Annotated in this window: 24 protein-coding genes; 13 read left to right on the forward strand and 11 right to left on the reverse strand. The window is 70.8% G+C overall.

The genetic code is table 11. The features are described from left to right. Nucleotides 1-101 precede the first annotated feature (101 nt). The 4 genes from sigE to LL946_RS12765 are packed head-to-tail and all read left to right on the forward strand — an operon-like array spanning nucleotide 102 to nucleotide 3,171. Nucleotides 102-716, forward strand: coding sequence for an RNA polymerase sigma factor SigE (gene sigE / locus LL946_RS12750; protein ID WP_404386891.1), 615 nt, complete (start codon nucleotides 102-104; stop codon nucleotides 714-716). Continuing rightward, complete coding sequence (locus LL946_RS12755; protein WP_404381191.1) at nucleotides 713-1,282, forward strand: anti-sigma factor family protein; 570 nt, start codon at nucleotides 713-715, stop codon at nucleotides 1,280-1,282. The genes sigE and LL946_RS12755 overlap by 4 nt, the downstream gene beginning before the upstream one ends. Then, nucleotides 1,279-2,742: a S1C family serine protease gene (locus LL946_RS12760; RefSeq protein ID WP_404381193.1), complete on the forward strand. Its 1,464-nt coding sequence runs from the start codon at nucleotides 1,279-1,281 to the stop codon at nucleotides 2,740-2,742. Before LL946_RS12755 ends, LL946_RS12760 begins: the two co-directional genes overlap by 4 nt. Nucleotides 2,743-2,769: 27 nt before the next feature. After that, nucleotides 2,770-3,171, forward strand: coding sequence for a Sec-independent protein translocase subunit TatB (locus tag LL946_RS12765; RefSeq protein ID WP_404381194.1), 402 nt, complete (start codon nucleotides 2,770-2,772; stop codon nucleotides 3,169-3,171). A gap of 116 nt (nucleotides 3,172-3,287) precedes the next feature. Here LL946_RS12765 and LL946_RS12770 read toward each other — a convergent pair whose 3' ends face one another. The 4 genes from LL946_RS12770 to LL946_RS12785 form a co-directional block, all read right to left on the reverse strand. After that, on the reverse strand, nucleotides 3,288-4,433 hold the full coding sequence (locus LL946_RS12770; RefSeq protein ID WP_404381196.1) for an Mrp/NBP35 family ATP-binding protein: 1,146 nt from the start codon (nucleotides 4,431-4,433) through the stop codon (nucleotides 3,288-3,290). 9 nt (nucleotides 4,434-4,442) lie between these two features. Next, on the reverse strand, nucleotides 4,443-5,024 hold the full coding sequence (locus tag LL946_RS12775) for a DUF1003 domain-containing protein (protein ID WP_404381198.1): 582 nt from the start codon (nucleotides 5,022-5,024) through the stop codon (nucleotides 4,443-4,445). Further along, complete coding sequence (locus LL946_RS12780; protein ID WP_404381200.1) at nucleotides 5,017-6,318, reverse strand: magnesium transporter MgtE N-terminal domain-containing protein; 1,302 nt, start codon at nucleotides 6,316-6,318, stop codon at nucleotides 5,017-5,019. The genes LL946_RS12775 and LL946_RS12780 overlap by 8 nt, the downstream gene beginning before the upstream one ends. Before the next feature lie 75 nt (nucleotides 6,319-6,393). Continuing rightward, on the reverse strand, nucleotides 6,394-6,930 hold the full coding sequence (locus LL946_RS12785; protein WP_404381202.1) for a hypothetical protein: 537 nt from the start codon (nucleotides 6,928-6,930) through the stop codon (nucleotides 6,394-6,396). Nucleotides 6,931-6,984: 54 nt separating this feature from the next. On the opposite strand from LL946_RS12785, the gene LL946_RS12790 reads away from it, so the two are divergent. The 3 genes from LL946_RS12790 (at nucleotide 6,985) to LL946_RS12800 (ending at nucleotide 9,760) form a co-directional block, all read left to right on the forward strand. After that, on the forward strand, nucleotides 6,985-8,085 hold the full coding sequence (locus tag LL946_RS12790) for an HpcH/HpaI aldolase/citrate lyase family protein (RefSeq protein ID WP_404381204.1): 1,101 nt from the start codon (nucleotides 6,985-6,987) through the stop codon (nucleotides 8,083-8,085). Further along, nucleotides 8,085-8,957, forward strand: coding sequence for an HpcH/HpaI aldolase/citrate lyase family protein (locus LL946_RS12795; protein WP_404381206.1), 873 nt, complete (start codon nucleotides 8,085-8,087; stop codon nucleotides 8,955-8,957). Before LL946_RS12790 ends, LL946_RS12795 begins: the two co-directional genes overlap by 1 nt. An 86-nt stretch (nucleotides 8,958-9,043) precedes the next feature. After that, nucleotides 9,044-9,760 (forward strand): peptidoglycan-binding protein, encoded by a 717-nt coding sequence (locus LL946_RS12800; RefSeq protein WP_404381208.1) that lies wholly within the window; start codon nucleotides 9,044-9,046, stop codon nucleotides 9,758-9,760. Between the two features lie 100 nt (nucleotides 9,761-9,860). Here the strand turns inward: LL946_RS12800 and LL946_RS12805 are convergent, their stop codons facing one another. Then, nucleotides 9,861-10,712: a serine protein kinase RIO gene (locus tag LL946_RS12805; RefSeq protein ID WP_404381209.1), complete on the reverse strand. Its 852-nt coding sequence runs from the start codon at nucleotides 10,710-10,712 to the stop codon at nucleotides 9,861-9,863. 225 nt (nucleotides 10,713-10,937) lie between these two features. Between LL946_RS12805 and LL946_RS12810 the strand changes: the two genes are divergently transcribed. The 4 genes from LL946_RS12810 to LL946_RS12825 all read left to right on the forward strand — a co-directional run bounded on the left by LL946_RS12810 (nucleotide 10,938) and on the right by LL946_RS12825 (nucleotide 14,790). Beyond that, nucleotides 10,938-11,852: a hypothetical protein gene (locus tag LL946_RS12810; RefSeq protein ID WP_404381211.1), complete on the forward strand. Its 915-nt coding sequence runs from the start codon at nucleotides 10,938-10,940 to the stop codon at nucleotides 11,850-11,852. Between the two features lie 164 nt (nucleotides 11,853-12,016). Further along, nucleotides 12,017-13,231: an acyl-CoA dehydrogenase family protein gene (locus tag LL946_RS12815; protein ID WP_404381213.1), complete on the forward strand. Its 1,215-nt coding sequence runs from the start codon at nucleotides 12,017-12,019 to the stop codon at nucleotides 13,229-13,231. 194 nt (nucleotides 13,232-13,425) lie between these two features. Beyond that, the gene (locus LL946_RS12820; RefSeq protein ID WP_404381215.1) at nucleotides 13,426-14,007 is read left to right on the forward strand and encodes a general stress protein; all 582 of its coding nucleotides are present in this window, start codon (nucleotides 13,426-13,428) and stop codon (nucleotides 14,005-14,007) included. Between the two features lie 36 nt (nucleotides 14,008-14,043). Then, nucleotides 14,044-14,790 (forward strand): PIG-L deacetylase family protein, encoded by a 747-nt coding sequence (locus LL946_RS12825; protein ID WP_404381217.1) that lies wholly within the window; start codon nucleotides 14,044-14,046, stop codon nucleotides 14,788-14,790. A gap of 30 nt (nucleotides 14,791-14,820) precedes the next feature. Here the strand turns inward: LL946_RS12825 and LL946_RS12830 are convergent, their stop codons facing one another. Beyond that, nucleotides 14,821-16,314 carry an aminopeptidase P family protein gene (locus LL946_RS12830; protein WP_404381219.1) on the reverse strand — a complete coding sequence of 498 codons (1,494 nt, stop codon included), beginning with the start codon at nucleotides 16,312-16,314 and terminating at the stop codon, nucleotides 14,821-14,823. Nucleotides 16,315-16,332: 18 nt separating this feature from the next. Here LL946_RS12830 and LL946_RS12835 point away from each other — a divergent pair, with 18 nt between their 5' ends. Further along, nucleotides 16,333-17,367 (forward strand): DUF2332 domain-containing protein, encoded by a 1,035-nt coding sequence (locus LL946_RS12835; RefSeq protein WP_404381221.1) that lies wholly within the window; start codon nucleotides 16,333-16,335, stop codon nucleotides 17,365-17,367. A 6-nt stretch (nucleotides 17,368-17,373) separates the two neighbouring features. On the opposite strand, the gene LL946_RS12840 is transcribed toward LL946_RS12835, so the two are convergent. Then, the gene (locus tag LL946_RS12840; RefSeq protein ID WP_404381223.1) at nucleotides 17,374-19,092 is read right to left on the reverse strand and encodes a glycerol-3-phosphate dehydrogenase/oxidase; all 1,719 of its coding nucleotides are present in this window, start codon (nucleotides 19,090-19,092) and stop codon (nucleotides 17,374-17,376) included. 29 nt (nucleotides 19,093-19,121) lie between these two features. On the opposite strand from LL946_RS12840, the gene LL946_RS12845 reads away from it, so the two are divergent. Further along, nucleotides 19,122-20,039, forward strand: coding sequence for a serine hydrolase (locus LL946_RS12845; RefSeq protein WP_404381225.1), 918 nt, complete (start codon nucleotides 19,122-19,124; stop codon nucleotides 20,037-20,039). 9 nt (nucleotides 20,040-20,048) lie between these two features. Here the strand turns inward: LL946_RS12845 and glpK are convergent, their stop codons facing one another. From glpK to LL946_RS12865, 4 genes are all read right to left on the reverse strand, one after another. Continuing rightward, on the reverse strand, nucleotides 20,049-21,563 hold the full coding sequence (gene glpK / locus LL946_RS12850) for a glycerol kinase GlpK (RefSeq protein WP_404381227.1): 1,515 nt from the start codon (nucleotides 21,561-21,563) through the stop codon (nucleotides 20,049-20,051). A 150-nt stretch (nucleotides 21,564-21,713) separates the two neighbouring features. Then, a complete protein-coding gene (locus tag LL946_RS12855; RefSeq protein WP_404381229.1) occupies nucleotides 21,714-22,040 on the reverse strand; it encodes a hypothetical protein in 327 nt (108 codons plus the stop codon). Then, nucleotides 22,033-22,335, reverse strand: a complete 303-nt coding sequence (locus tag LL946_RS12860; RefSeq protein ID WP_404381231.1) for a hypothetical protein — start codon at nucleotides 22,333-22,335, stop codon at nucleotides 22,033-22,035. Before LL946_RS12860 ends, LL946_RS12855 begins: the two co-directional genes overlap by 8 nt. Continuing rightward, nucleotides 22,314-22,679 carry a type IV toxin-antitoxin system AbiEi family antitoxin domain-containing protein gene (locus tag LL946_RS12865; RefSeq protein ID WP_404381233.1) on the reverse strand — a complete coding sequence of 122 codons (366 nt, stop codon included), beginning with the start codon at nucleotides 22,677-22,679 and terminating at the stop codon, nucleotides 22,314-22,316. The genes LL946_RS12860 and LL946_RS12865 overlap by 22 nt, the downstream gene beginning before the upstream one ends. Between the last annotated feature and the right edge of the window lie 185 nt (nucleotides 22,680-22,864).

The raw sequence follows: 22,864 nt of genomic DNA on the forward strand, positions 1-22,864 counted from the left end.
GACTCACAGCCGCCGTACAGGATCCTCAGGAACATTTCCCGGCTCCGACACGTAGACATCGGTGTATGGACAGCCACGCGGCCACCGACCAGGGGACAACGATGACGAGCGAAGCAGGTGCGGCCACGGTGGAGTGGACGCCGCCGACGTGGGAGCAGATCGTCGAGGAGCACTCCGCCCGCGTCTACCGCCTGGCCTACCGCCTGACCGGCAACGTCCATGACGCCGAGGACCTGACACAGGACGTCTTCATCCGCGTCTTCCGGTCGCTGCACACCTTCCGCCCCGGCACCTTCGAGGGCTGGCTGCACCGCATCACGACCAACGTCTTCCTCGACAAGATGCGCCGCAAGCAGCGGATCCGCTTCGACGCCCTCTCCGACGAGTCGGCCGCCCGTCTCCCCAGCCGTGAGCTCGGACCGGAGCAGAGCTACGCCGACACACACTTCGACGACGACGTTCAGCGTGCCCTCGACTCCCTCGCCCCCGACTTCCGCGCGGCCGTCGTGCTGTGCGACATCGAGGGACTCTCCTACGAGGAGATTGCCGCGACCCTCGACATCAAGCTGGGCACGGTTCGCTCGCGCATCCACCGCGGGCGCGCGCAGCTGCGCGAGGCACTGGCGCACCGCGCCCCCGAGGTGCGCCACGCTCCGGCCGCCAGCTCGTCCTCCCTGCGCCCCGGCCTCCTCACCCCTGCCCGAGGTGCTGTGTGATCACCCTGTCGCGTCCCGTGCGCTGTCGTCTCGACGAGATCCCCGACTACGTGTCGGGGCAGCTCTCGGCGCAGCGCACCGACGCGTGGGACCGTCACCTCATCTCGTGCGTGGGCTGCCAGCACGCCGTCGCGGGCGAGCGGCGGCTGCAGTCGCTCCTCGCGTCAGGGTGCCCCTCGATGCCCGGCAGCCTTCACGCCCAGCTCGTCGCGCTCGCCTCGTCGATGACCGGACCGGCCATGGCCCAGACGAGCGAGCGCGCACCACTTGAGATGGTGCCGCCGTCGGCACCGCCTGCGCACCGCAGCCCCTTGCGCTCTGCTGCCCTGGCCACGGCGGCCGCGGGCGCCACGGCTGCCGTCGCCTGGTCGCTGACCGTCACCGGTTCCGGTGCGCTCACGACGACGGTGACCTCGGTCGGCGGGTCCACACCATCGGTCCGCCCTGCCGTGGGGACTCCGAGCACTCCGACGGGGACCACCGGCGTGCGCACCGTGTCGACCGGCTGGACGAGCAGCACCTCCGTTCGGAACCTCGAGCTCTGCGAGGCAGAATCTCGGACATGACCGAGGACAGCCCGCACCGCCCCGACGGCGAGACGCCAGGCGTCGACCCGCAGCACACGACCGAGGTCGACCTCAACCGGACCCAGGCGTTCGGTCCTCCGCCCGGACAGCCTCCTCTGCTCCCGCCGCAGGACGAGCCCGAGCCCGCCACATGGTGGTCCGACTCCGGTGCGGAGCCGTCGCGGACCTCGCGCGGTGGGCACACGGCATACGACCCCTATGCCTCGACCTCCACGGATCACTCGCGGGCCTCGCAGGGTGGGCACACGGCCTACGACCCGTATGCCGCGACGTCCCTTCCGCGCCCGTATGCCGCGACGTCGCCTCCCGCTCCGTCGACCCCGCGTGGCGGTCCGGGGTGGCTGGGGGTCTTCCTCATCGCCGGCCTCGCTGCGCTGCTCGCCGGACTCGGCGGCGGCCTCCTCGGCGGATGGATCGGTGCCACCGACCGCTTCGACGGGCTCGACCTGGGCGGCGACTCGGCGAACGGGTCGGCTCCGCAGCCCGGCGCCGGCGCGACGACGCGACCCGAGGGCAGCGTCGCCAACATCGCGGCGGGAGCGACCCCCAGCGTCGTGACCATCAGGGTCGAGGCGACCGGTGGCGACGGCACCGGCTCCGGCTGGGTCCTCGACGACAAGGGTCACGTCGTCACCAACAACCACGTCGTCTCGTCGGCCGCCGAGGGTGGCGAGATCACGGTCGTGCTCTCCAACGGCAAGCAGTCGCCGGCCACGATCGTCGGGCGAGACGTGTCCTACGACCTCGCGGTCCTCAGGGTCGAGCGCACCGACCTCAAGCCGCTCCCGCTCGGCGACTCCAACAAGGTCGTCGTCGGCGACCCCGTCATCGCCGTCGGCGCCCCGCTCGGCCTCGAGTCGACCGTGACGACGGGCATCGTCTCCGCGCTCAACCGTCCGGTGACGCCCGGCGAGGCCGACGACCAGTCGTTCATCAACGCCATCCAGACCGACGCCGCCATCAACCCCGGCAACTCCGGTGGTCCGCTGCTCGACATGGAAGGCCGTGTCATCGGCATCAACACGGCCATCGCGCGAGTCGCAGGCTCGAGCATCGGCGGCCAGAGCGGCAACATCGGAGTCGGCTTCGCGATCCCGAGCGCCCAGGTCAAGATCACCGTGGACCAGCTCATCCGCACCGGCAAGGCGGAGCACCCGGTCATCGGCGTCATCCTCGACCGCACCTACCAGGGCGAGGGCGTCAGGATCAGCGAGGACACCGAGCAGGCCCCGGCGGTGACGCCCAACGGCCCCGCCGACAAGGCCGGCCTCGAGGCGGGTGACGTCATCACCACCTTCGAGGGACGGCCCGTGACCGACCCCGACACCCTGGTGGTCGCCATCCGGTCCAAGCCCGTCGGGTCGACCGTCTCCCTGACCGTGGTGCGGGACGGCAAGCCGAGGGATGTCAAGATGGTCCTCCAGGGCAGGAGCGACTGACGCGCCGCGGCGCGCACAGGAGGACGCGTGTTCGGCATCAACGGCTGGGAGATCGTGCTCCTCGCCCTCATCGCTGTCTTCGTCCTCGGGCCGGAGCGGCTGCCCGAGTACGCCCAGAAGCTCGCCCAGATGATCAAGAAGGCGCGGGTCATGGCCGAGGGCGCCAAGGGGCAGCTCAAGGACCAGCTCGGGCCCGACTACCAGGACATCAACTGGCGCCAGTACGACCCGCGCCAGTACGACCCGCGCCGGATCGTGCGCGAGGCGCTCATCGAGCCGCTCGAGGATGCTGCGTCCACCCTCAAGACGGGGGGCACGAACCCCGACGTGACCGAGGCGTCGCCCGACGGCGGCGAGCCCTGGATCCAGACCGAGCCGCGCGGGTGGGACCCGCTGCGACCGACGCCCTACGACGTCGACGCCACCTGACCGCTCACCTCAGCCGGACTTCTTGCCCCGGGACCACCGGAAGCAGCCGATGTCGCGGCTGAGGTGGTGGGTGTGGGGCAAGACGTCGCGACCGGGTGAGGCGCGACGAGGCTGGGTCAGCGGCCGGCGGGGGAGAGGCCGAGCGAGCGGCCGGCGAGACCGCGCGAACGCGTGCCGAGCTCACGGGCGATGCCGCGCAGCGCGACAGCAGCCGGTGAGGTCGGGTCGGTGAGGACGACCGGGCTGCCCTGGTCGGCGCCGATGCGCAGGGCGGTGTCGAGAGGGATCTGACCCAGCAGTGGCACCGGGGCACCGATGCTGCGGGTGAGCGAGTCGGCGACGACCTGCCCGCCCCCGGTGCCGAAGATGTCCTGACGGGTGCCGTCGGGCAGCTCGAGCCACGACATGTTCTCGATGACACCGGCGACGCGCTGGTGCGTCTGGATGGCGATGGCTCCCGCGCGCTCGGCCACCTCGGCGGCCGCCTGCTGCGGCGTGGTGACGACGAGGATCTCGGCGCCGGGGATGAGCTGGGCGACCGAGATGGCGATGTCGCCCGTGCCCGGGGGCAGGTCGAGCAGGAGGATGTCGAGGTCGCCCCAGAACACGTCGGCGAGGAACTGCTGGAGGGCTCGGTGGAGCATCGGGCCACGCCACACGACCGGCTGGTTGCCGGGCACGAACATGCCGATGGAGATGACCTTCACGTCGTAGGCGATCGGCGGCAGGATCATGTCGTCGACCTGCGTCGGGCGCTGCTCGACCCCGAGCATGCGGGGGATCGAGAAGCCGTAGATGTCGGCGTCGACGACGCCGACCTTGAGGCCCTGCTCGGCGAGCGCGGCCGCGAGGTTGGCGGTGACGGAGGACTTGCCCACGCCGCCCTTGCCGGAGGCGACGGCATAGACCCGGGTGAGGCTGCCCGCCTTGGCGAAGGGGATCTCCTTCTCGGCTGCCCCGCCGCGCAGGTTGGTGCGCAGCTCGGCGCGCTGCTCCTCGGACATCACCCCGAGGGTGACCTCGACCGAGGTGACGCCGGGGACCTTCATGAGGGCTGCGGTCGTCTCCCTGGTCAACGTCTCCTTGAGCGGGCAGCCGGCGATGGTCAGCAGCACGGTGACGGCGACCCGGCCCGCGTCGTCGCACTCGACGGACTCCACCATGCCGAGCTCGGTGATCGGCTTGCGGATCTCGGGGTCGTTGACGGTGGCGAGAGCGGCGCGCAGGGCCTCGTCGCTCACGGGTGCAGCAGTGTCAGGCATTGCTCCATGCTAGGTCGCGCCGGGCGATCCACCCTCATCGGTCCGGGCCTTGGGGCTGTCTGACGCGTCACGCTCCTCGGTAGCGAGGCGGCCGATGACCAGGCCCCGCTCCTCCATCTCCTCGAGCAGGTCGCGCAGCTCGCCCCGGACGAAGTCACGGGTGGCGTTGTCACGCATCGCGATCCGCAGTGCCGCGACCTCACGGGTGAGGAACTCGGTGTCGGCGAGGTTGCGCTCGTCGCGAGTGCGGTCCTGCTCGAGCATGACCCGGTCGCGGTCGGCCTGGCGGTTCTGCGCGAGAAGGATGAGCGGGGCGGCATACGAGGCCTGGAGGCTGAGCATGAGCGTGAGGAAGATGAAGGGGTACTCGTCGAAGCGCCAGTCGACGGGCGCCACGAGGTTCCACACGACCCAGGCGAGCACGAAGAACGTCATGCCGATGAGGAAGTAGGCCGTCCCCATGTAGCGCGCGAACTTCTCCGAGAGGACGCCGAAAGCCTCCTCGGTCAGCGCCTCCGGACGGGTGATGAACTGGCGCCTCGCCTCACGCGGCTGGTCGAGGCGGGGCGCGCGGTCGCGGCGCTCAGCCATGCGGGATCACCTCGTGCGATGAGGTCGTGACCTCGTGACGGTCCTCGCGCCAGTCGTCGGGCAGGAGGTGGTCGAGGACGTCGTCGACGGTGACCGCTCCGACGAGCAGGCCGTTCTCGTCGACGACGGGGAGGGCGACGAGGTCGTAGGTGGCGAGCAGCCGCGTTACCTGGCCGGTCGTGGCGTCGGTCGTGACCGGCTCGACGTCCTTGTCGAGGATGGTGCCGATCGACGCGTGCGGGGGCTCGCGCAGCAGCCGCTGGATGTGGACCATGCCGAGGAACTTGCCGGTCGGGGTCTCGAGCGGCGGTCTGCAGACGAAGACGGTGCACGCCATGGTCGTCGACAGCTCCTGGCGACGCACCACGGCGAGCGCCTCGGCGATCGAGGCGTCGGGGCCCAGGATGACCGGCTCGGTCGTCATGAGGCCGCCGGCGGTGTTCTCGTCGTAGGTGAGCAGCCGCCGCAGGTCAGCGGCCTCGTCGGGCTCCATGAGCTCGAGGAGCTCCTCCTGGCGCGCCGTCGGCAGCTCGGCGAGGAGGTCGGCCGCGTCGTCGGGCTCCATCGCCTGGAGGACGTCGGCGATGCGGTCGTTGCCGAGACCGGCGATGATCGCGACCTGCTCGTCCTCGGGGAGCTCCTCGAGGACGTCGGCGAGCTGGTCGTCGGCGAGGGCCGCGGCGACCTCGGCACGGCGCTTGGCAGGGAGGTCGTGGATCGCCTCGGCGAGGTCGGCCGGCTTGAGGTCCTCGTAGTGCTCCAGGAGCCGGGCCGCACTCTGCACGTCGGCGGAGTCCCGCAGGCCGGTCACGTCCTCGACCGGCACGACGAAGGTCTCGCCCCGGCGGCGACCGAGCCGGGTGAGCGAGCTGCGCGCGGAGGCGCGACGGACGAAGACGCGGGTGACCGACCAGCTGCGGGCGTGGTTCTGCTCGAGGCCGATGTCCTCGACGGTGGCCTCGACGACCTCGCCGCTCTCGTCGCGCGCGGTGACCCGGCGCTCGATGAGCTCGGCGAGGACGAGGGTCTCGTTGGGGCGCTGCTCGAAGCGGCGCATGTTGACCAGGCCGGTCGTGATGACCTGCCCGCCGTCGACCGACGTCACGCGGGTCATGGGCACGAAGACCCGTCGGCGGCCGGGCACCTCGACGACGAGACCGATGACGCGCGGCCGGGTCCGTTGGGCGCTGAAGGTGATGACGACGTCGCGGACCCGGCCGACCGGGTCGCCCAAGGGGTCGAAGACGGCGAGCTCGGCCAGTCTGCCGACGAAGACGCGGGTGCTCGTGCTCACACGGACAGGCTAGTCGGGTCGGCTCGCGAGCCCGCCGCCCCCGCCGCGTGTCACGCTCCCACGTGCCCGGCCCGGCTACTTCCGGCCGCGTCCGCGCCAGTGCCACGGGCGCCAGCGCGCGGTCGTGCCGCGCGACGGGGTGACCGTGACCCGGCCCGCGTCGCCGGCATACGAGCCGGGTGACTCGTCGGGGCGGCCGCGCGGGGTGATGACGTGGATCGTGGCGCCCTCGCGCCAGCGGGCGAGCACGTCGCCGGTGGCGTTGAGCCGTTCGGCGCGCAGCAGCTCGGCGGCTCGCTCCCACTCCGGCGTCGTCGGGTCGAGCTCTCGCGCGGTCGCGCTGAGGGTGAGCAGCCGGGCGCCGGTGTCCTTGCTTCGGAAGACGACACCGACGTCGGCCGGCAGGTGCGGCAGGGTCTGCTCCCCGATGCCGGAGACGACGTATGCCGCCGGGCCGGCACCCCGCGGATCCTCGTCGTCGTGCCACACGAACCAGACGGCGTGGGTGCTCCTGCCGGGCACCTCGACCCACATCACGCCGGACTTGCTCGCCGCCTCGGCGAGGAGGCGCGTGACGTTGACGGGGGAGGGTGTCTCCGGGGAGCCGCTCACGGCGTGAACTGTCTCATAACGCCGCCGGTGCGCGCACTGCTAGCGTCCGGCACCATGCGCTCACCCAAGGACTTCTTCGGCCCCCTCGCGGTCGGTGCCCCGGCGCCGGTGCGCGAGGTGCCGGCCCGCCCCAGCCGGATGATCCACTTCTTCGACCCGAGCAACGAGAAGATGGCCGCCAAGGTCCCCGGCATGGTGGGCACCGTCGACGTCCTCCTCGGCAACCTCGAGGACGCCGTCAAGGCCGACCGCAAGGAAGCCGCCCGCGAGGGGCTCGTCGACATCGCGAAGGCGACCGACTTCGGTGACAGCACCCAGCTCTGGACGAGGGTCAACAGCCTCGACAGCCCGTGGGTCCTCGACGACCTCGTCACTCTCGTCACCGAGATCGGGGACAAGCTCGACGTCATCATGGTGCCCAAGGTCCAGGGGCCCGAGGACATCCACTACGTCGACCGCCTCCTCGCCCAGCTCGAGGCACGCGCCGGGCTCACCCGACCGATCCTCGTGCACGCGATCCTCGAGACGGCGCGCGGGATGGCCAACGTCGAGGCGATCGCCGGCGCGTCGCCGCGCATGCAGGGCATCAGCCTCGGGCCGGCCGACCTCGCCGCCGACCGCCGGATGAAGACCACGCGGGTGGGTGGCGGCCACCCGGGCTACCTCGTGCGCCAGGACCCGGCGACCGACCTCGGTGAGGGCGTCGACCCGATCACTGCGGAGCGCACGACCTACCAGCAGGATCTCTGGCACTACACGATCGCGCGGATGGTCGACGCCTGCGCGATGCACGGGATCTTCCCGTACTACGGGCCGTTCGGGGACATCAAGGACGTCGTCGCCTGCGAGGACCAGTTCCGCAACGCCTTTCTCCTCGGCTGCGTCGGCACGTGGTCGCTGCACCCGGTGCAGATCGACATCGCCAAGCGCGTCTTCAGCCCGTCCGCCGCCGACGTCGCCCACGCCCGTAGGGTCAAGGAGGCCATGGGCGACGGGACCGGCGCCGTCATGCTCGACGGCAAGATGGAGGACGACGCCTCGCTCAAGCAGTGCCTCGTCATCCTCGAGCTCGCCGAGCGACTCAGCGCGAGCGACCCGGAGCTCGCGGCCCTGTATGCCGTGGACGCACCTTCCACGGAAGGTGAGGCGTCCTGATGGGGGAGCACACGGCATACACGCCTCGTCGTTCGGTGCTCTACATGCCGAGCTCGAACGAGCGTGCCCTCGAGAAGGCCAAGGCCCTCGCCGTCGACGCGCTCATCCTCGACCTCGAGGACGCGGTGGCGCCCGACGCCAAGGAGTCGGCTCGCGAGAACGCCTGTGCCGCAGCGGCATCGGGTGACTACGGCAAACGCGAGGTGACGATCCGGGTCAACGGCATCGGCACCCAGTGGCACGACGCCGACCTCGCCGCGGCCGCCGCCGCGGGACCGGACGGCATCGTCGTCCCCAAGGTCGGCTCCGCGGACGAGGTCCGCTCGCTCGTCGCGGCGCTGGAGTCCTCCGGGGCGCCCGAGCGCACGAAGCTCTGGGCGATGATCGAGACGCCTGAGGCGATCTTCAACGTCCGCGAGATCGCCGCCGCCTCGCCCCGGCTGGCCGTCCTCGTCATGGGCACCAACGACCTCGTCAAGGAGCTGCGGGCCGACCACGTCCCCGGGCGCGGTCCGCTCGTCACGGCCCTCCAGCTCTCCCTGCTCGCAGCGCGCGAGTCGGGCATCGCGATCCTCGACGGGGTCTACAACGACGTCAAGGACGCCGAGGGCTTCGCGGCCGAGTGCGTCCAGGGCCGTGACTTCGGCTTCGACGGCAAGACCCTCATCCACCCCGGCCAGGTCGAGGTGTGCAACGCGACCTTCGCGCCGAGCGACGAGGCGGTGGCCGAGGCGCGGGGCATCCTCGAGGCCTGGGAGGCGGGTGCCGGCAGCGGCGTCGTCACCCACAACGGGCGGATGATCGAGAACCTCCACGTCGAGATCGCCGAGCGGGTGCTCGCGACCCACGACGTCATCGTCGCCCGGCGGTAGGATCCCCCCATCTCCCCGCGAAGCAACCCTCGGGTCCCCTCGCGCGTCTGTGGAGGTACGCGAGCATCGTGAAGGGCAGGGGAACCATGAAGTCGACGCGTCGAGAGGTCACGCGCCGGTCCGCGGTCACGGCGGGTCTGGGTGCCGGGGTGCTGGGCGCCAGTGCGCTCGCCATGACCGAGGCCATGGCGATGCCGGTGCCGGAGCGCACGGTCCAGTACGGCTCGACGGGTCCTGCGGTTGAGAACCTGCAGCACCGCCTCAACTATCTCGGCTACTGGTGCGGCAAGCCCGACGGTCGCTACGGCCACGTCACCCAGCAGGCCGTGTGGGCCGTGCAGAAGACGGCGGGCCTGCGGCGCGACAGCGTCGTCGACCCGGCCACCTGGAACGCGCTGCGCGCCGGCATCAAGCCCCGCCCGAAGACCACCTCGGGCACGGCCATCGAGGTCAACATCGGCAAGCAGATCCTCATGGTGGTCAGCAACGGCGCGCTCCTCTACACCCTCAACACGAGCACCGGCAGCGGCGGGCGCTACTACTCCGGCGGCGCCTGGAAGACGGCCCGCACACCCACCGGCAGCTACTCGATCTACTACCGTTGGTCCAACGGGTGGCAGACCGGCTCGCTCGGGTCGATGTGGCGGCCGACCTACTGGCGCGGCGACTTCGCCATCCACGGCTCGCAGTCCATCCCGCCGTACCCCGCGTCGCACGGCTGCTGCCGGGTGAGCACCGCCGCCCAGGACATGCTCTGGGCCGGTGGCTGGGTCAACATGGGCCGCAAGGTCTGGCTCTACTGAGCTGCCGCTGACCCGCGCCGAGCTGCCGCGCCACGAGGGCGCCGACCACCTGGTCGGCGCCCTCTCTGCGCGTCCGGGCCTGCCAGCCGGGCGGCCGTCGTCACCAGGTCGAGCCGGCCGCCGTCGCCGCGACGTCCCCGAACACCAGGTCCGCGTCGACGTCGAGCCCGCGACGGGCGAACCAGTCGCACATGACCCGCACGTCGCGCTCGAGGAACTCGAACCCGTGCGGGTTGCCGACGACGTCGACGATCTGCGGCCAGTCGATGACGACGAGCCGGTCCTCGTGGACGAGGGCGTTGTAGGGCGACAGGTCGCCGTGCGCCCAGCCCTCCTGCGCGAGGGTCAGCACGACGTGCCGGAACTGCTCGAACAGCTCGGCGAGGAGGTCCGGCTCCGGTCGGGTCTGGACGAGCCGGGGTGCGGCTGCCCGCCCGTCGCCGAAGAACTCCATGAGCATCTCGGCCTCGTCGAGCTGGACCGGGTAGGGGACGGGCAGGCCCATCTCCCACAGCGTCCCGAGCGCCTCGAACTCGGCGAAGGCCCACTGGCCGGCGATGAGCGCCCGCCCGTACTCCGTGCGCCGCTGCATGGCCCTCATGTCGCGGGTCTTGCGCACCCTGCGACCGTCGAGGTAGCCGCTGTCGCGGTGGAAGAGGCGGTTCTCGGCGCCGCGGTAGCGCTTGGCCGCGAGGAGTGACTCGACGGCCGGCGAGTCGGTCCCGTCCGGCAGCCACCGTCGCAGCAGGTGGACGTCGGCCTCCTTGCCCGTCTTGAGGACGCCGAGGTCCTCCTCGACGGCGCCGAGGGCGGTGATGACCCAGTCGGGGCGGGGTTTGGGCCCGTGAATGGCGCCGTCCCAGGAGGACCAGCGCTCGCCTTCGGGCGGGGTGTCAGGGCAGGTGTTGCTGGCGAAGAGAGGCGACTCCGTCGCGGTCTCGTGAAAAGTCATGCGAAAGCTCCGAGGTGTGAAGGGGGTGGGCACGTGCTCGGCCCAGGACAGTCGTGGACATGTCACGCCTCCCTTTCTCTCGGTCTCTCGTGGCGCGCAGACGGGGTATGCCGTGCGGCTCGGTCCCAGCGTGGCACCCCGAAGGGGGTGACGCCAGCGAATTTTCGTGTCTAACCTCAACCCTGACGACACCACGTCGCCGTCCCCCTGTGGAAGGAACTGCCCATGCGTCGCACCCTCGTCGCCGCGCTCGCCGCCGGCGTGCTCGCCCTCCTCACCGCCGCGCCCTCGTCGGCGATCAACACCTACAACTCGGCCCCCGCTCCTGAGCGGACCGAGGTCGGCGCCTTCGTCGGTCTCTACGACCGCGACGGAGACGGCTACCTGGACCGATTCCGGTGGTACTGCAGCGGGACGATGATCGACGACGACACCTATCTGACGGCAGCGCACTGCACGACCGGCGGGCTTCCCGACGACCGCTACTTCGTCAGCCTGGAGCAGGACGTCCAGGGACTGCTTGACGACTACGACGCCGTCAACGGCCCGGCACCGACCGAGCCGGCGGCCCTCCAGGCCTACCTGGAGACCAAGACCCAGTACTTCCTCGACCAGGGATGGATCGTCGAGGGCACGCCGTACCAGGACTCGGCCTACCCGGGGACCAGCGCCGACAGCCACGACATCGGTGTCGTCGACTTCGCGGACTGGGAGACGAACCCGCAGGACGTGTGGGACTTCACGCCGGCCTCGCTGCCCACGGCGGGCCAGCTCGACGAGCTGGGTTCTCGCGCGCTGGACGCCGCCGAGTGGTGGACGGTCGGCTACGGCACCAGCGAGGCCCTGCGTGGGCCGGGCGGCCACACCCACCCCGGTGGTGGTGAGCGGCTCAAGGCGCTCGTCGACTTCAACGCGATCAACCCGACGTGGGTCCGGCTGGCGATGAACGCCTCGCGCGGTCTCGGCGGCGCCTGCTACGGAGACTCGGGCGGCCCGAACTTCGTCGAGCTCGACGGCGAGCTCGTCCTGGCCGCGACGACGATCACGGGTGACGCGCCCTGCTACGCGACCAACGTCGCCTACCGGCTCGACACCGAGAGCGCCCGGGAGTTCCTCGAGCCCTTCGTCGACCTGCCCTGAGTCGAGCCCGGCGCGGAGCCGGCAGGTCGGGTGCACCCCACCCGACCTGCCGGCTCCTTTCGTCTCGGGTGGGGGGACTCACATCCCGGATCGGTGGGCGCGGTGGTGGGCGGACGGCATACTTCGAAAGGTCTTCCCGTCCCCATCACAGAGGTGGCTCACACATGTCCCGGCTCCAGCGCACCGACGGTCTCACCGACGAGCAGAGCGAGCTCATCAAGCTCGTGCGGCAGTTCGTCGAGGAGCAGATCATCCCGGTGGCGCAGGACCTCGAGCACGCGGACGAGTACCCGACGGAGATCGTCGAGGGCATGAAGGAGATGGGGATCTTCGGGCTGATGATCCCCGAGGAGTACGGCGGTCTGGGGGAGTCGCTGCTGACCTATGCGCTGTGCGTCGAGGAGATCGCGCGCGGCTGGATGTCGGTGAGCGGCATCATCAACACGCACTTCATCGTCGCGTACATGCTGCTGCAGCACGGCACCGAGGAGCAGAAGCAGCGCTACCTGCCGCGGATGGCGACCGGTGAGGTCCGGGGTGCGTTCTCGATGTCGGAGCCGGGGCTGGGCTCGGACGTCGCCGCGATCAAGTCCAAGGCCGTGGCCGGTGAGGGCGAGGGCGAGGACCAGAAGTGGACCGTCAACGCGCAGAAGATGTGGCTGACCAACGGTGGGAGCGCCAACCTCGTCGCGGTCCTCGTCAAGACCGACCTCGGTGAGTCGGACTCGCCCTACAAGAACATGACCACCTTCCTCGTCGAGAAGGAGCCCGGCTTCGGTCAGACCGCGCAGGGCGTCACCGTGCCCGGCAAGATCGAGAAGATGGGCTACAAGGGCGTCGACACGACCGAGCTCGTGCTCGAGGGCCACGAGACGACCTCCGCCCAGATCCTCGGCGGCGTGCCCGGCAAGGGCTTCTACCAGATGATGGACGGTGTCGAGGTCGGCCGCGTCAACGTCGCCGCGCGGGCCTGTGGGCTGTCGCGTCGGGCGTTCGAGCTGGGCATCACCTACGCCCAGCAGCGTGAGACGTTCGGCAAGCAGATCGCCCAGCACCAGGCGATCATGTTCCGCCTCGCCGACATGGCGACCAAGGTCGAGGCCGCGCACCAGATGATGGTCAAGGCCGCGCGGATCAAGGACTCGGGCCAGCGCAACGACCTCGAGGCCGGGATGGCGAAGTACCTCGCGGCCGAGTACTGCGCCGACGTCGTCGAGCAGTCGTTCCGGATCCACGGTGGCTACGGCTACTCCAAGGAGTACGAGATCGAGCGCCTCTACCGCGAGGCGCCGATGCTGCTCATCGGTGAGGGCACCGCCGAGATCCAGAAGATGATCATCGGGCGCCGCCTCCTCGAGGAGTACGCGCTCAAGCGCTGAGCCACCGCTCTCGTATGCCGGCCAGCGGGCTCGACGTGCGTACCTCGTCGCACCTGCGGCCCGTGACGCGGAAGTCGTCACGTGACGCGGAGATATCCACGTCGTGCGCCGATTTCCGCGTCATCGGCGTCGCCTTGGTATGCCGGTCAGCGGGCTGTCAACCCGCGTCCAGTCCGGGGTGCGAAACTGGGGGCATGAGCACCCAACCGACTCGCGGCCTCGGGGCTGCTGCGGCGAGCATGATGTCCCTCGACTACCCGATGTCCCTCGGGGTCCACGACAGCTACGCCTCGGCCCAGAAGGTCGTCGACTACCTGTCCGACCATGAGTTCCCCGTCGAGAGCGTCCTCATCGTCGGCACCGACCTCAAGCAGCTCGAGCGGGTCACCGGTCGACTGACGCGTGGCCGCATCCTCCTCGGCGGCCTGCTCTCCGGCGCGTGGCTTGGTCTGCTCATCGGGCTGATCTTCGCGCTGTTCGACACCAGCGGCTTCTCGTGGACGTCGGTGCTCGCGACCGTCGTCTTCGGTTCGGTGTTCGGCGCGATCTGGGCGTTCGTCGGCTATTCCTTCACCGGCGGCCAGCGCGACTTCACCTCGGTCACCCAGGTCGTCGCGACCAAGTACGAGGTGCTCACCGAGCACAAGAACGCCGCTCGCGGCCGGGAGCTCATCGCCAAGATGGACCCGATGGCGGCGATGCAGGCCGAGGCCCAGCGCCTCCAGGACGCGGCCCGTCGGACCGCCTCCACCGAGGGGCCGGCTTCGCCGAACTGAGTCCTGCGGCGTGGAGCCGGGTCTAGCGTGAGCGACATGGACGCACCTTTCGGCCCCCCGCTCGAAGCGCTCCCGGAGGACTTCTCCTCCGTGCTCTGCGTCGTCGCGCACCCCGACGACATCGAGTACGGCACGGCCGCCGCAGTGGCCCGCTGGACCGACGCCGGCAAGACCGTGACCTACTTCCTCCTCACCCGTGGGGAGGCCGGCATCGACACGATGTCGCCCGGCGAGGCCGGACCGGTTCGCGAGGCCGAGGAGCGGGCCAGCGCTGCGGTCGTCGGCGTGACGGAGGTCGACTTCGGCACGCACCGCGACGGCATCGTCGAGTACGGCCTGGACCTGCGACGCGACATCGCGCGCGAGATCCGTCGACGTCGCCCCGACCTCGTCGTCACCGGCGACTACGGCGACCGGTTCGTCGCCGGCATGCTCAACCAGGCTGACCACCGGGCCGTGGGCCTCGCCACGGTCGACGCTGTCGCCGACGCCGGCAACCGGTGGATCTTCCCCGAGCTCGTCGACGAGGGCTTCGACCCGTGGAGCGTCAAGGTCCTCGCGTTCGCGGGCAGCTCACGCCCGACGCACTACGTCGACGTCTCCGACCGGGTCGCGGTGGCGGTCGAGTCGCTCGAGGCGCACACGGCATACAACTCGGCACTGCCGGACGACTTCCCCAAGCCGGACCAGCTCGTGCCGATGATCCTCGAGATGGGTGCCAAGGCGGCCCAGGCGGAGGGCGTGACACACGCCCTCGCGCTGGACGTCGTCAACCGGCGCTGACCCATCGGGCCAGCGCCGGCGACCAGTCGCTCAGGCGTTCTCCTCGCGGATGTCCGCGATCCAGGCCTCGACGTCGGCGCTGCTGCGCGGCATCGCGGCCGAGAGGTTCTCGTTGCCGTCGGCGGTGATGACGATGTCGTCCTCGATGCGCACGCCGATGCCGCGGAAGCGCTCGGGCACCTTGAGGTCGTCGGCCTTGAAGTAGAGGCCGGGCTCGACCGTGAGGACCATGCCCGGCTGGAGCTCGGCGTCCATGTACTCGGCGCGGGTCGCGAGGGCGCAGTCGTGGACGTCGAGACCGAGGTGGTGCGAGGTGCCGTGGACCATCCAACGCCGGTGGTACTGGCCGTGCTCGGTGTCGAGGGTGTCCTCGACGCTCACGCCCTCGGGCAGGAGACCCCAGGCGTGCAGGTGCTCGGCGATGACCCGGATGGCGGCGGCGTGGATGTCGGAGAACTTGGCACCCGGCTTCGCGGCGGCGATGCCCGCCTCCTGCGCGGCATACACGGCGTCGTAGATCTCGCGCTGCGCGTCCGTGAACGTCCCGCCCACGGGCAGGGTCCGCGTGATGTCGGCGGTGAAGAGCGAGTCGACCTCGACTCCGGCGTCGAGCAGGACGAGGTCACCGTCCGCGACGTCACCGGTGTTCTTGATCCAGTGCAGCGTGTTGGCGTGGTCGCCGGACGCGGCGATGGAGTCGTAGCCGACGCCGTTGCCCTGGTGGCGGGCGTGCAGCCCGAAGACCCCCTCGATCCAGCGCTCACCACGCCCGACCTCGACAGCGGTCTCGAGCTCGGCGATGACGGCCTCGAAGCCGACGTGGGTGGCGGCGACCGCCTCGCGCATCTGCTCGATCTCGTAGTCGTCCTTGATGAGGCGCAGGGTGGACAGGGCGTGGGCGAGGGCGTCATCCTGCTCGGTGAGCGACTCGCGCTCGGCGCCGTTCTCGACGCGGGCAGCGTCGAGGGCGGCCGAGAGCTCGCGGTCGGCGTCGCGCACGAGGCGCACCGTGACCTCACCGGCGTCCTTGGCGACAGCCGCCTCGAACTCGTCGATGTGACGTGCTGTGAGGCCGAGCTCGAGCTCGATGTCTGCCAGGCTGGGCCGGGCACCGACCCAGAACTCGCCGTAGCGGGCGTCGGCGAAGAACTCGTCGCTGTCGCGCTCGCCGAGGGGGCGGAAGTAGAGGACCGTGTCGTGGCCGTCGGCGGTCGGCTCGAGGACGAGGACGGCGTCGGGCTCACGGTCTGCGCCGAGACCGGTGAGGTGGGCGAACGCGCTGTGCGGGCGGAAGACGTAGTCGGTGTCGTTGCTGCGGACCTTGAGCCCACCGGCCGGAACGACGAGCCGGTCACCCGGGAAGGCGGCGCTGACCGCCTCGCGGCGCGCCGCGGCATACGGGGCCGCAGGAGACTGTGCGTCGGCCTGCGGGCGGCGCTCCGCCCAGTCCTCACGGACGAAGCCGCGGAACTCCTCGGTGGTCGGACGGGCCCGGTTCTCTGCCTGCTTCTGCTCTTCGCTCACCGCTCTATCGTGTCACGCGTGAGTGCCTACGACGGAGCCACCGTGGTCGAGCGGATGCGCAGCCACTTCGACGGGAGCACCGACCACCTCTACGGCGTGCTCGTGCGCGCGCTGGCCGACGACTGGGACTCCGGTGGCGTCGTCCGCGACATCCTCGCGGGGCGCGAGGACGCGCCGGCCGGCGACATGGTGCAGCTGCGGCTGCTCGCCGGCATCCACCGGATCGTGCTGCGTGGCGACGCGCCGGAGCTGGCGCGCTTCTATCCGTCCGTCGGTGGGACGGCGGATCCGTATGCCGTGTGGCCGGCTCTCGAGCCCGTCCTGCGTGCGCACGTGGCGGAGCTGCGGACCTCCCTCGACGTCGCCCCACAGACCAACGAGGTGGGACGCTCGCTGGCGCTGCTCGCCGGCCTGTCGGAAGCGGTGCGGCGCAGCGGTCTTCGCCGAGTGCGGTTGCTGGAGCCGGGCGCATCTGCGGGCCTCAACCTTCTCGTGGACCGGTTCCGGTTCGTCGGGGACGGGTGGAGTGCTGGACCTGCCGACGCGCACTTGGTCCTCGACGGTTGTGGCGCACCGGAATTCGCTCCGGTCGAGTTCGAGGTGGTCGAGCGGCGCGGGTGCGACCTCGACCCGTTCGATGCGACGGGCGCGGAGGGCGAGGCGTACCTGCGGTCGTTCGTCTGGCCGCACATGCCCGAGCGCGACGGTCGTCTCGTCGCGGCGCTCGCGACGCTTCGGGAGACCCAGGTCGCCGTCGACCGTGGTGGTGCGGCCGAGTGGGTCCGGGCGCAGCTCGCGGAGCCCGTGGGCGACGACGTGCTCACTGTGGTGTGGCACTCGATCACCCGGATGTACTGGCCGCCGCAGGAGTACACCGCGATGCTGGCCACCGTCGAGGAGGCGCGACCGCGGATGCCGCTCGTGCGGGTCGCGCTCGAGGACCCGGACCCGCTGCCGACGACCGGTTCGTGGCGGCCGCAGGTGGAGGTCGACGACGACGTCATCGGCTGGTGCACCCACCACGGCCCGCCGCTGGAGCTCGCGGGTCGCTGACCTCGGTCAGAGGGCGGCGTCGGGGGCGAGCCGGCGTGCCTGGTCGGCGCTCTCGTCGTCGGGCATCATCTGGCTCGACATCTCGGCCTCGACCCGGCGGTGGTAGATGTCGATCTCCTGCGCGACCCGGGCGTCGTCCCAGCCGAGGATCGGCGCGGCGAGGGCGGCCGCGTAGGGCGCCGCGGTGAGGCCACGGTCGCGTGCCTCGATCGAGATGCGGGTGCGCCGGGTGAGGATGTCGGTGAGGTGCATCGCGCCCTCGCAGGCGGCGGCGTAGACGATCTCGGCGCGCAGGTGGGTCTCGCCACCGGGGAGGAGCTCGCCGAGGTCGGGCTGGGCGTTGATGAGCGCGATGATCTCCTTGGTCAGCGTGCCGTAGCGCTCGAGGAGGGTCTCGACGTGCTCCTGCTCGACCCCGGCCGAACGGGCGAGGATCTGCGGGCGCTCGCTGAGCCACTCCCAGCCGACGGCGCCTGCCAGCGGCACCTTGTCCGTGGACGAGGGCGCCACCTCGACGCCGAGGTCCTTGACGGCCTCGTCGACCGCGTCCTTGGCCATGATCCGGTAGGTCGTGTACTTGCCGCCGGCGATGAGGGTGAGGCCCGGGACCGGTGTAGCCACGACGTGCTCACGCGAGAGCTTGGTCGTCTCGTCCGACTCGTCGCCGGAGATCAGGGGGCGCAGGCCGGCATACACGCCGTCGATGTCGTCGCGCGAGAGCGGGGTGACGAGGACCGAGTTGACCGTCTCGAGGAGGTAGTCGATGTCGGCGGAGGTGGCGGCGGGATGCGCCTTGTCGAGGGTCCAGTCGGTGTCGGTCGTGCCGATGATCCAGTGCTCGTCCCACGGGATGATGAAGAGGACGGACTTGTCGGTGCGCAGGATCACGCCCGTCTCGGAGGTGATGCGGTCACGCGGGACGACGAGGTGGATGCCCTTGCTCGAGCGCACCTTGAGCGGTCCGTCCGCGCCGACCATCGCCTGGATCTCGTCGGTCCAGACGCCGGCGGCGGCGATGACCCGGCGGGCCCGGATGTCGAACTCCTCGCCGGTGTGGTTGTCGCGGGCGCGGACGCCGACGACGTCCTCACCGTCGTCCGCTCGGAGCAGGCCGATGGCGGCCACCCGGTTGACGACGTGCGCGCCGTGCATCGCGGCGGTCCGCGCCAGCTCGAGGACGAAGCGGGCGTCGTCGACCTGTGCGTCGTGGTACTGGATCGCGCCGGTGAGGGCATCGGGCCGCAGGCTCGGCATGAGCCGCAGGGCGGCCTTCTTGCCGAGGTGTCGGTGGCGGGGCAGGCCGGCCGTCTGTCGCACCCCGAACGCGAGCCCGTCGTAGAGCGCGATGCCCGACCCGACGTAGAAGCGTTCCCACGCGGGCTTGCTCAGCGGGTACATGAACGGCACGGGGCGCACGAGGTGTGGGGCGATGGTGGTCAGCAGCAGGCGTCGCTCCTGAAGGGCCTCGTGGACCAGCCCGAAGTCGAGCATCTCGAGGTAGCGCAGGCCGCCGTGGATGAGCTTGCTCGAGCGCGAGCTCGTGCCGCTGGCGTAGTCGCGCGCCTCGATGAGTCCGGTCGAGAGGCCGCGGGTGACAGCGTCCAGGGCGGCGCCGCAGCCGACGACACCGCCGCCCACGACGAGGACGTCGAGCTCCTCGCCGGAGCGGAGCCGCTCGAGGGTGGATGCACGTGCCGCGGGGGAGAGGGTCACGGAAATGAGCATAGGTGGCGGCCTCCGCCTACTCTCTGTTCATGCCCGCCTCCCGCGCGATGACCCGTCGGCTCCTCGTCGAGTCGGCCCTCGCCGGTGCCGCGGTGGGGGTGCCGGCGTGGTTCGCGTCAGGACTGTCCGGCCGCGGCTTGGCGACGCTCGGGGCTCCGGGTGTGTCCCCCGCGCCTGTCCTCGCCGCCCAGGCCCTCCCCACGCTCGACCGCGCAGCGCTCGCGGCCAGGCTGGACGCGCACCGTGCGGACCGGGGCGGGACGATGGGGCTCGTCGTCCACGACCTGCGCACCGGTGGGCGCTTTGCCTGGCGCGAGTTCGAGAACGAGTCGCTGAGCACGATCAAGGTCCTCATCCTCGTGGCCTGCCTCAAGCACAGCCAGGACACCGGTGAGCCGTTCACCGAGACCCAGCACTCCCAGGCCCGCCGGATGATCCAGTCGAGCGACAATGCGGCCACCGACGCCCTGCTCTCGTGGGTCGACACCGCCAACGTCCAGCGAGCCGCCGAGCTCCTCGGGCTCAAGGCCACGACGGTCCGTGGCGGGGGCCCGGCCGGCTCCGACACGTGGTGGGGCTACAGCACGACGACACCCTCCGACCTCGTGACCGTCGTCGACGCCGTCGTCACCGGCACGCCGGTCATCCACGCGGGCCACCGGGCCTACATCCGCCACCTCATGTCGGGTGTCGTCCCCGGCCAGAGGTGGGGTGTCGCCGACCCGCCGCTGCCGTCGAGCGCCTACACCGAGACCAAGAACGGGTGGGGGCCACTGCCCGACGGCTACCGGCTCAACTCGATCGGGCGGGTCCTCGGCAACGGCCGCAGTCACACGATGGCCATCCTCACCCGCAGCCCCGAGGGCTTCCGCTACGGCAAGGAGACGATCAACGGCCTGTCGCGGATCGTCTACGACGCCCTGGCCCAGCCCCTCGCACCGGAGTAGCCGGCCGGCTCAGTCGACGTCGACCCAGTCGAGGGTGCGCTCGACCGCTTTGCGCCACCCGGCATACCCGTCGCGTCGCTGCTCGTCGGACCACTGCGGCTCCCACCGCTCGGCCTCGGCCCATTTGCTCCGGAGCTCCTCGGTACCGGACCAGAAGCCGGTCGCCAGCCCCGCGGCATACGCCGCTCCGAGTGCCGTCGTCTCGGCGACCACCGGCTTGCTCACGGGCACGCCGAGGATGTCGGCCTGGAGCTGCATGCAGAGGCGGTTGGCGGTGACCCCGCCGTCGACCTTGAGCGTGGTCAGGGTGACGCCCGAGTCGGCGGCCATGGCGTCGACGACGTCGCGCGACTGGTAGCAGATGGCTTCGAGGGTCGCCCGCGCCAGGTGGGCGTTGGTGTTGAACCGGGACAGCCCGACGATCGCGCCGCGGGCGTCGCTGCGCCAGTACGGCGCGAAGAGCCCGCTGAACGCCGGCACGAAGTAGACCCCGCCGGTGTCGTCGACCTGCGCCGCCAGCCCTTCGATCTCGGACGCGCCCGAGATGATGCCGAGCTGGTCACGCAGCCACTGGACCGCACTGCCGGTCACGGCGATGGAGCCCTCGAGTGCGTACACCGGTGCGGCAGAACCGAACTGGTAGGCGACCGTGGTGAGCAGGCCGTTCTCGCTGCGGACGAGCTCGGTGCCGGTGTTGAGCAGGAGGAAGTTGCCGGTGCCGTAGGTGTTCTTGGCCTCGCCGGGCTCGAAGCAGACCTGCCCGACGGTCGCGGCCTGCTGGTCGCCCAGGACGCCGGTGATCGGCACCTTCGAGCTGCCCCGCTCCCCGGACGTCGTCCCGTATGCCGTGTCGTCACTGCTCGCGTGGATCTCCGGCAGCATCGCGCGCGGGATCCCGAAGAAGCCGAGGAGCTCGTCGTCCCAGTCGAGGGTCGTGAGGTCCATGAGCATCGTGCGGCTGGCATTGGTGACGTCGGTGGCGTGGATGCCGCCGCGCGGTCCGCCGGTGAGGTTCCAGACGAGCCACGTGTCGAGGGTGCCGAAGAGCGCGTCTCCGCGCTCGGCGGCCTCACGCACGCCGTCGACGTTCTCGAGGATCCACTGGACCTTGCCCGCCGAGAAGTAGGTCGCCGGAGGCAGGCCGGCCTTGTGCCGGATCGTCCGCCCGCGCTCGTCGGCGTCGAGGGCCTTGGCGATCGAGTCGGTTCGGGTGTCCTGCCAGACGATGGCGTTGTGAAACGGGCGGCCGGTGCGGCGGTCCCAGACGATGGCCGTCTCGCGCTGGTTCGTGATGCCGATGGCGGCGAGGTCGCTGCTCGCGAGTCCGGCGGCGGTGAGGGCGCTGCCGATGACCGTCTGGGTGCGGTCCCAGATCTCCAGCGGGTTGTGCTCGACCCAGCCCGCGCGGGGGAGGATCTGCTGGTGCTCGAGCTGGTGGCGCGCCACCTCGGCGCCGTCGTGGTCGAAGACCATGAACCTCGTGCTCGTCGTGCCCTGGTCGACTGCTCCGATGAAGTCCGCCATGGCGGCCACCCTATGACGCGGGAAATCTGGGGATCGCCCGCCGCATGACGCGGACGTTGGCTGCCCGCGCACCGTCCGCCGCATGACGCGGAAGTCGTGAGGTGATGCCGATATTGCCGCGTCACCTCACGGGTTCCGCGCCACCGTGTGTCAGCCGACGTTGGCCCGTGCCTGCGCCATGGCTCGCTGCATCATGCGGGCCACGTGATCCGGCCGGTCGAGGTCGGCCCACGTCAGCCGGACGAGCACGTAGCCCAGCGCCCGCAGCCGGTCCTCGCGACGCTTCTCGCGAACGAGGGCGGCCCTCCCGTCAGCTCCGTCGTGCTTCAGCAGCCCGTCGAACTCGACCACCACCCGCCGGCCGACGAGGAAGTCCACCTTGGCGACGAAGGTGTCGTGCTCGTCATGAATGGAGATCTGGCTGAGGGCGGAGTAGCCGAGGTCGTGAAGGAGCAGACGCGTGCGGGTCTCACCCACGGAGTCGCACCTCGGGTCCGCGAGCTCGAGCAAGCCTCTTTGCCGACGAAGAGTTCTCACCGACGATGTCGCGAAGGGCGGACCCCACCTGCTCGAGCGTGCAACGCTTCCTGCGCAGGGCCGCGTCCAGGGGGACGAGGGCAGCCACCAGCCCGCAGCGCTGCAGCACCTGGGCGATGGCGACGGGAATCGTCACGGAGCTGACACCTCGCACGGTGACCCGCGGGTGAGCACCGGGCTGGGTGCGCAGCCCGGACGACAGACGGACCCGGCTCACGGAGGACAGGACGTCCACGATGTCGAGACGAACCCCGTGGAGAGGGAGGTCGTCAGCGCCAGGGCGGCTTGGTGAGACGCGGCGTCGGGAGTCGCGGCGTCGGGAGCCGGGACGTGGTCCTTCGCGGTCAGCGCTGCCGGGCGTGTGCGCAGCACGGCGATGGTCCGCAGGGCCAGACGGCCCTCGGGCGTTGCGGACGCCCACACGTCGGCGAGCACATAGGCGCCTCGCCGCACGTGGACGACTTCACCACGTCGCGTGAGGTGGCGCAGTGCCGACTCACCCACGTCCACGCGGGCGGCGTCCGACGAGGTGAAGGCGCCGCCCTGATGCTCGGCGACGGCGCGGAGTCGTGGATCCATCGCGCCATGCTGGCCGAGATCGGCCTCGGAGCCGTGAGGTCATCCACAGGCCCGAGCCAAGTCGCGGAAGTCGTGGGGTGACGCGGATATTGCCGCGTCCTTCGACGGCTTCCGCGTCATCGGTGGTCGAGATCGACGAGCGACCCGGGGGCTGTGAGGGAACGCACGCGGCATACGGGAGGTGT

Origin of the sequence: Knoellia locipacati, assembly GCF_044791685.1 — a bacterium.
Classification (GTDB): Bacteria; Actinomycetota; Actinomycetes; order Actinomycetales; family Dermatophilaceae; genus Knoellia; species Knoellia locipacati_A.

Coding starts and splice junctions, on each gene's coding strand:
- sigE (WP_404386891.1), top strand. CDS start 102: ATGACGAGCGAAGCAGGTGCGGCCACGGTGGAGTGGACGCCGCCGACG.
- LL946_RS12760 (WP_404381193.1), top strand. CDS start 1,279: ATGACCGAGGACAGCCCGCACCGCCCCGACGGCGAGACGCCAGGCGTC.
- LL946_RS12770 (WP_404381196.1), bottom strand. CDS start 4,433: ATGCCTGACACTGCTGCACCCGTGAGCGACGAGGCCCTGCGCGCCGCT.
- LL946_RS12775 (WP_404381198.1), bottom strand. CDS start 5,024: ATGGCTGAGCGCCGCGACCGCGCGCCCCGCCTCGACCAGCCGCGTGAG.
- LL946_RS12790 (WP_404381204.1), top strand. CDS start 6,985: ATGCGCTCACCCAAGGACTTCTTCGGCCCCCTCGCGGTCGGTGCCCCG.
- LL946_RS12795 (WP_404381206.1), top strand. CDS start 8,085: ATGGGGGAGCACACGGCATACACGCCTCGTCGTTCGGTGCTCTACATG.
- LL946_RS12800 (WP_404381208.1), top strand. CDS start 9,044: ATGAAGTCGACGCGTCGAGAGGTCACGCGCCGGTCCGCGGTCACGGCG.
- LL946_RS12805 (WP_404381209.1), bottom strand. CDS start 10,712: ATGACTTTTCACGAGACCGCGACGGAGTCGCCTCTCTTCGCCAGCAAC.
- LL946_RS12810 (WP_404381211.1), top strand. CDS start 10,938: ATGCGTCGCACCCTCGTCGCCGCGCTCGCCGCCGGCGTGCTCGCCCTC.
- LL946_RS12815 (WP_404381213.1), top strand. CDS start 12,017: ATGTCCCGGCTCCAGCGCACCGACGGTCTCACCGACGAGCAGAGCGAG.
- LL946_RS12820 (WP_404381215.1), top strand. CDS start 13,426: ATGAGCACCCAACCGACTCGCGGCCTCGGGGCTGCTGCGGCGAGCATG.
- LL946_RS12825 (WP_404381217.1), top strand. CDS start 14,044: ATGGACGCACCTTTCGGCCCCCCGCTCGAAGCGCTCCCGGAGGACTTC.
- LL946_RS12840 (WP_404381223.1), bottom strand. CDS start 19,092: ATGCTCATTTCCGTGACCCTCTCCCCCGCGGCACGTGCATCCACCCTC.
- LL946_RS12845 (WP_404381225.1), top strand. CDS start 19,122: ATGCCCGCCTCCCGCGCGATGACCCGTCGGCTCCTCGTCGAGTCGGCC.
- glpK (WP_404381227.1), bottom strand. CDS start 21,563: ATGGCGGACTTCATCGGAGCAGTCGACCAGGGCACGACGAGCACGAGG.
- LL946_RS12865 (WP_404381233.1), bottom strand. CDS start 22,679: ATGGATCCACGACTCCGCGCCGTCGCCGAGCATCAGGGCGGCGCCTTC.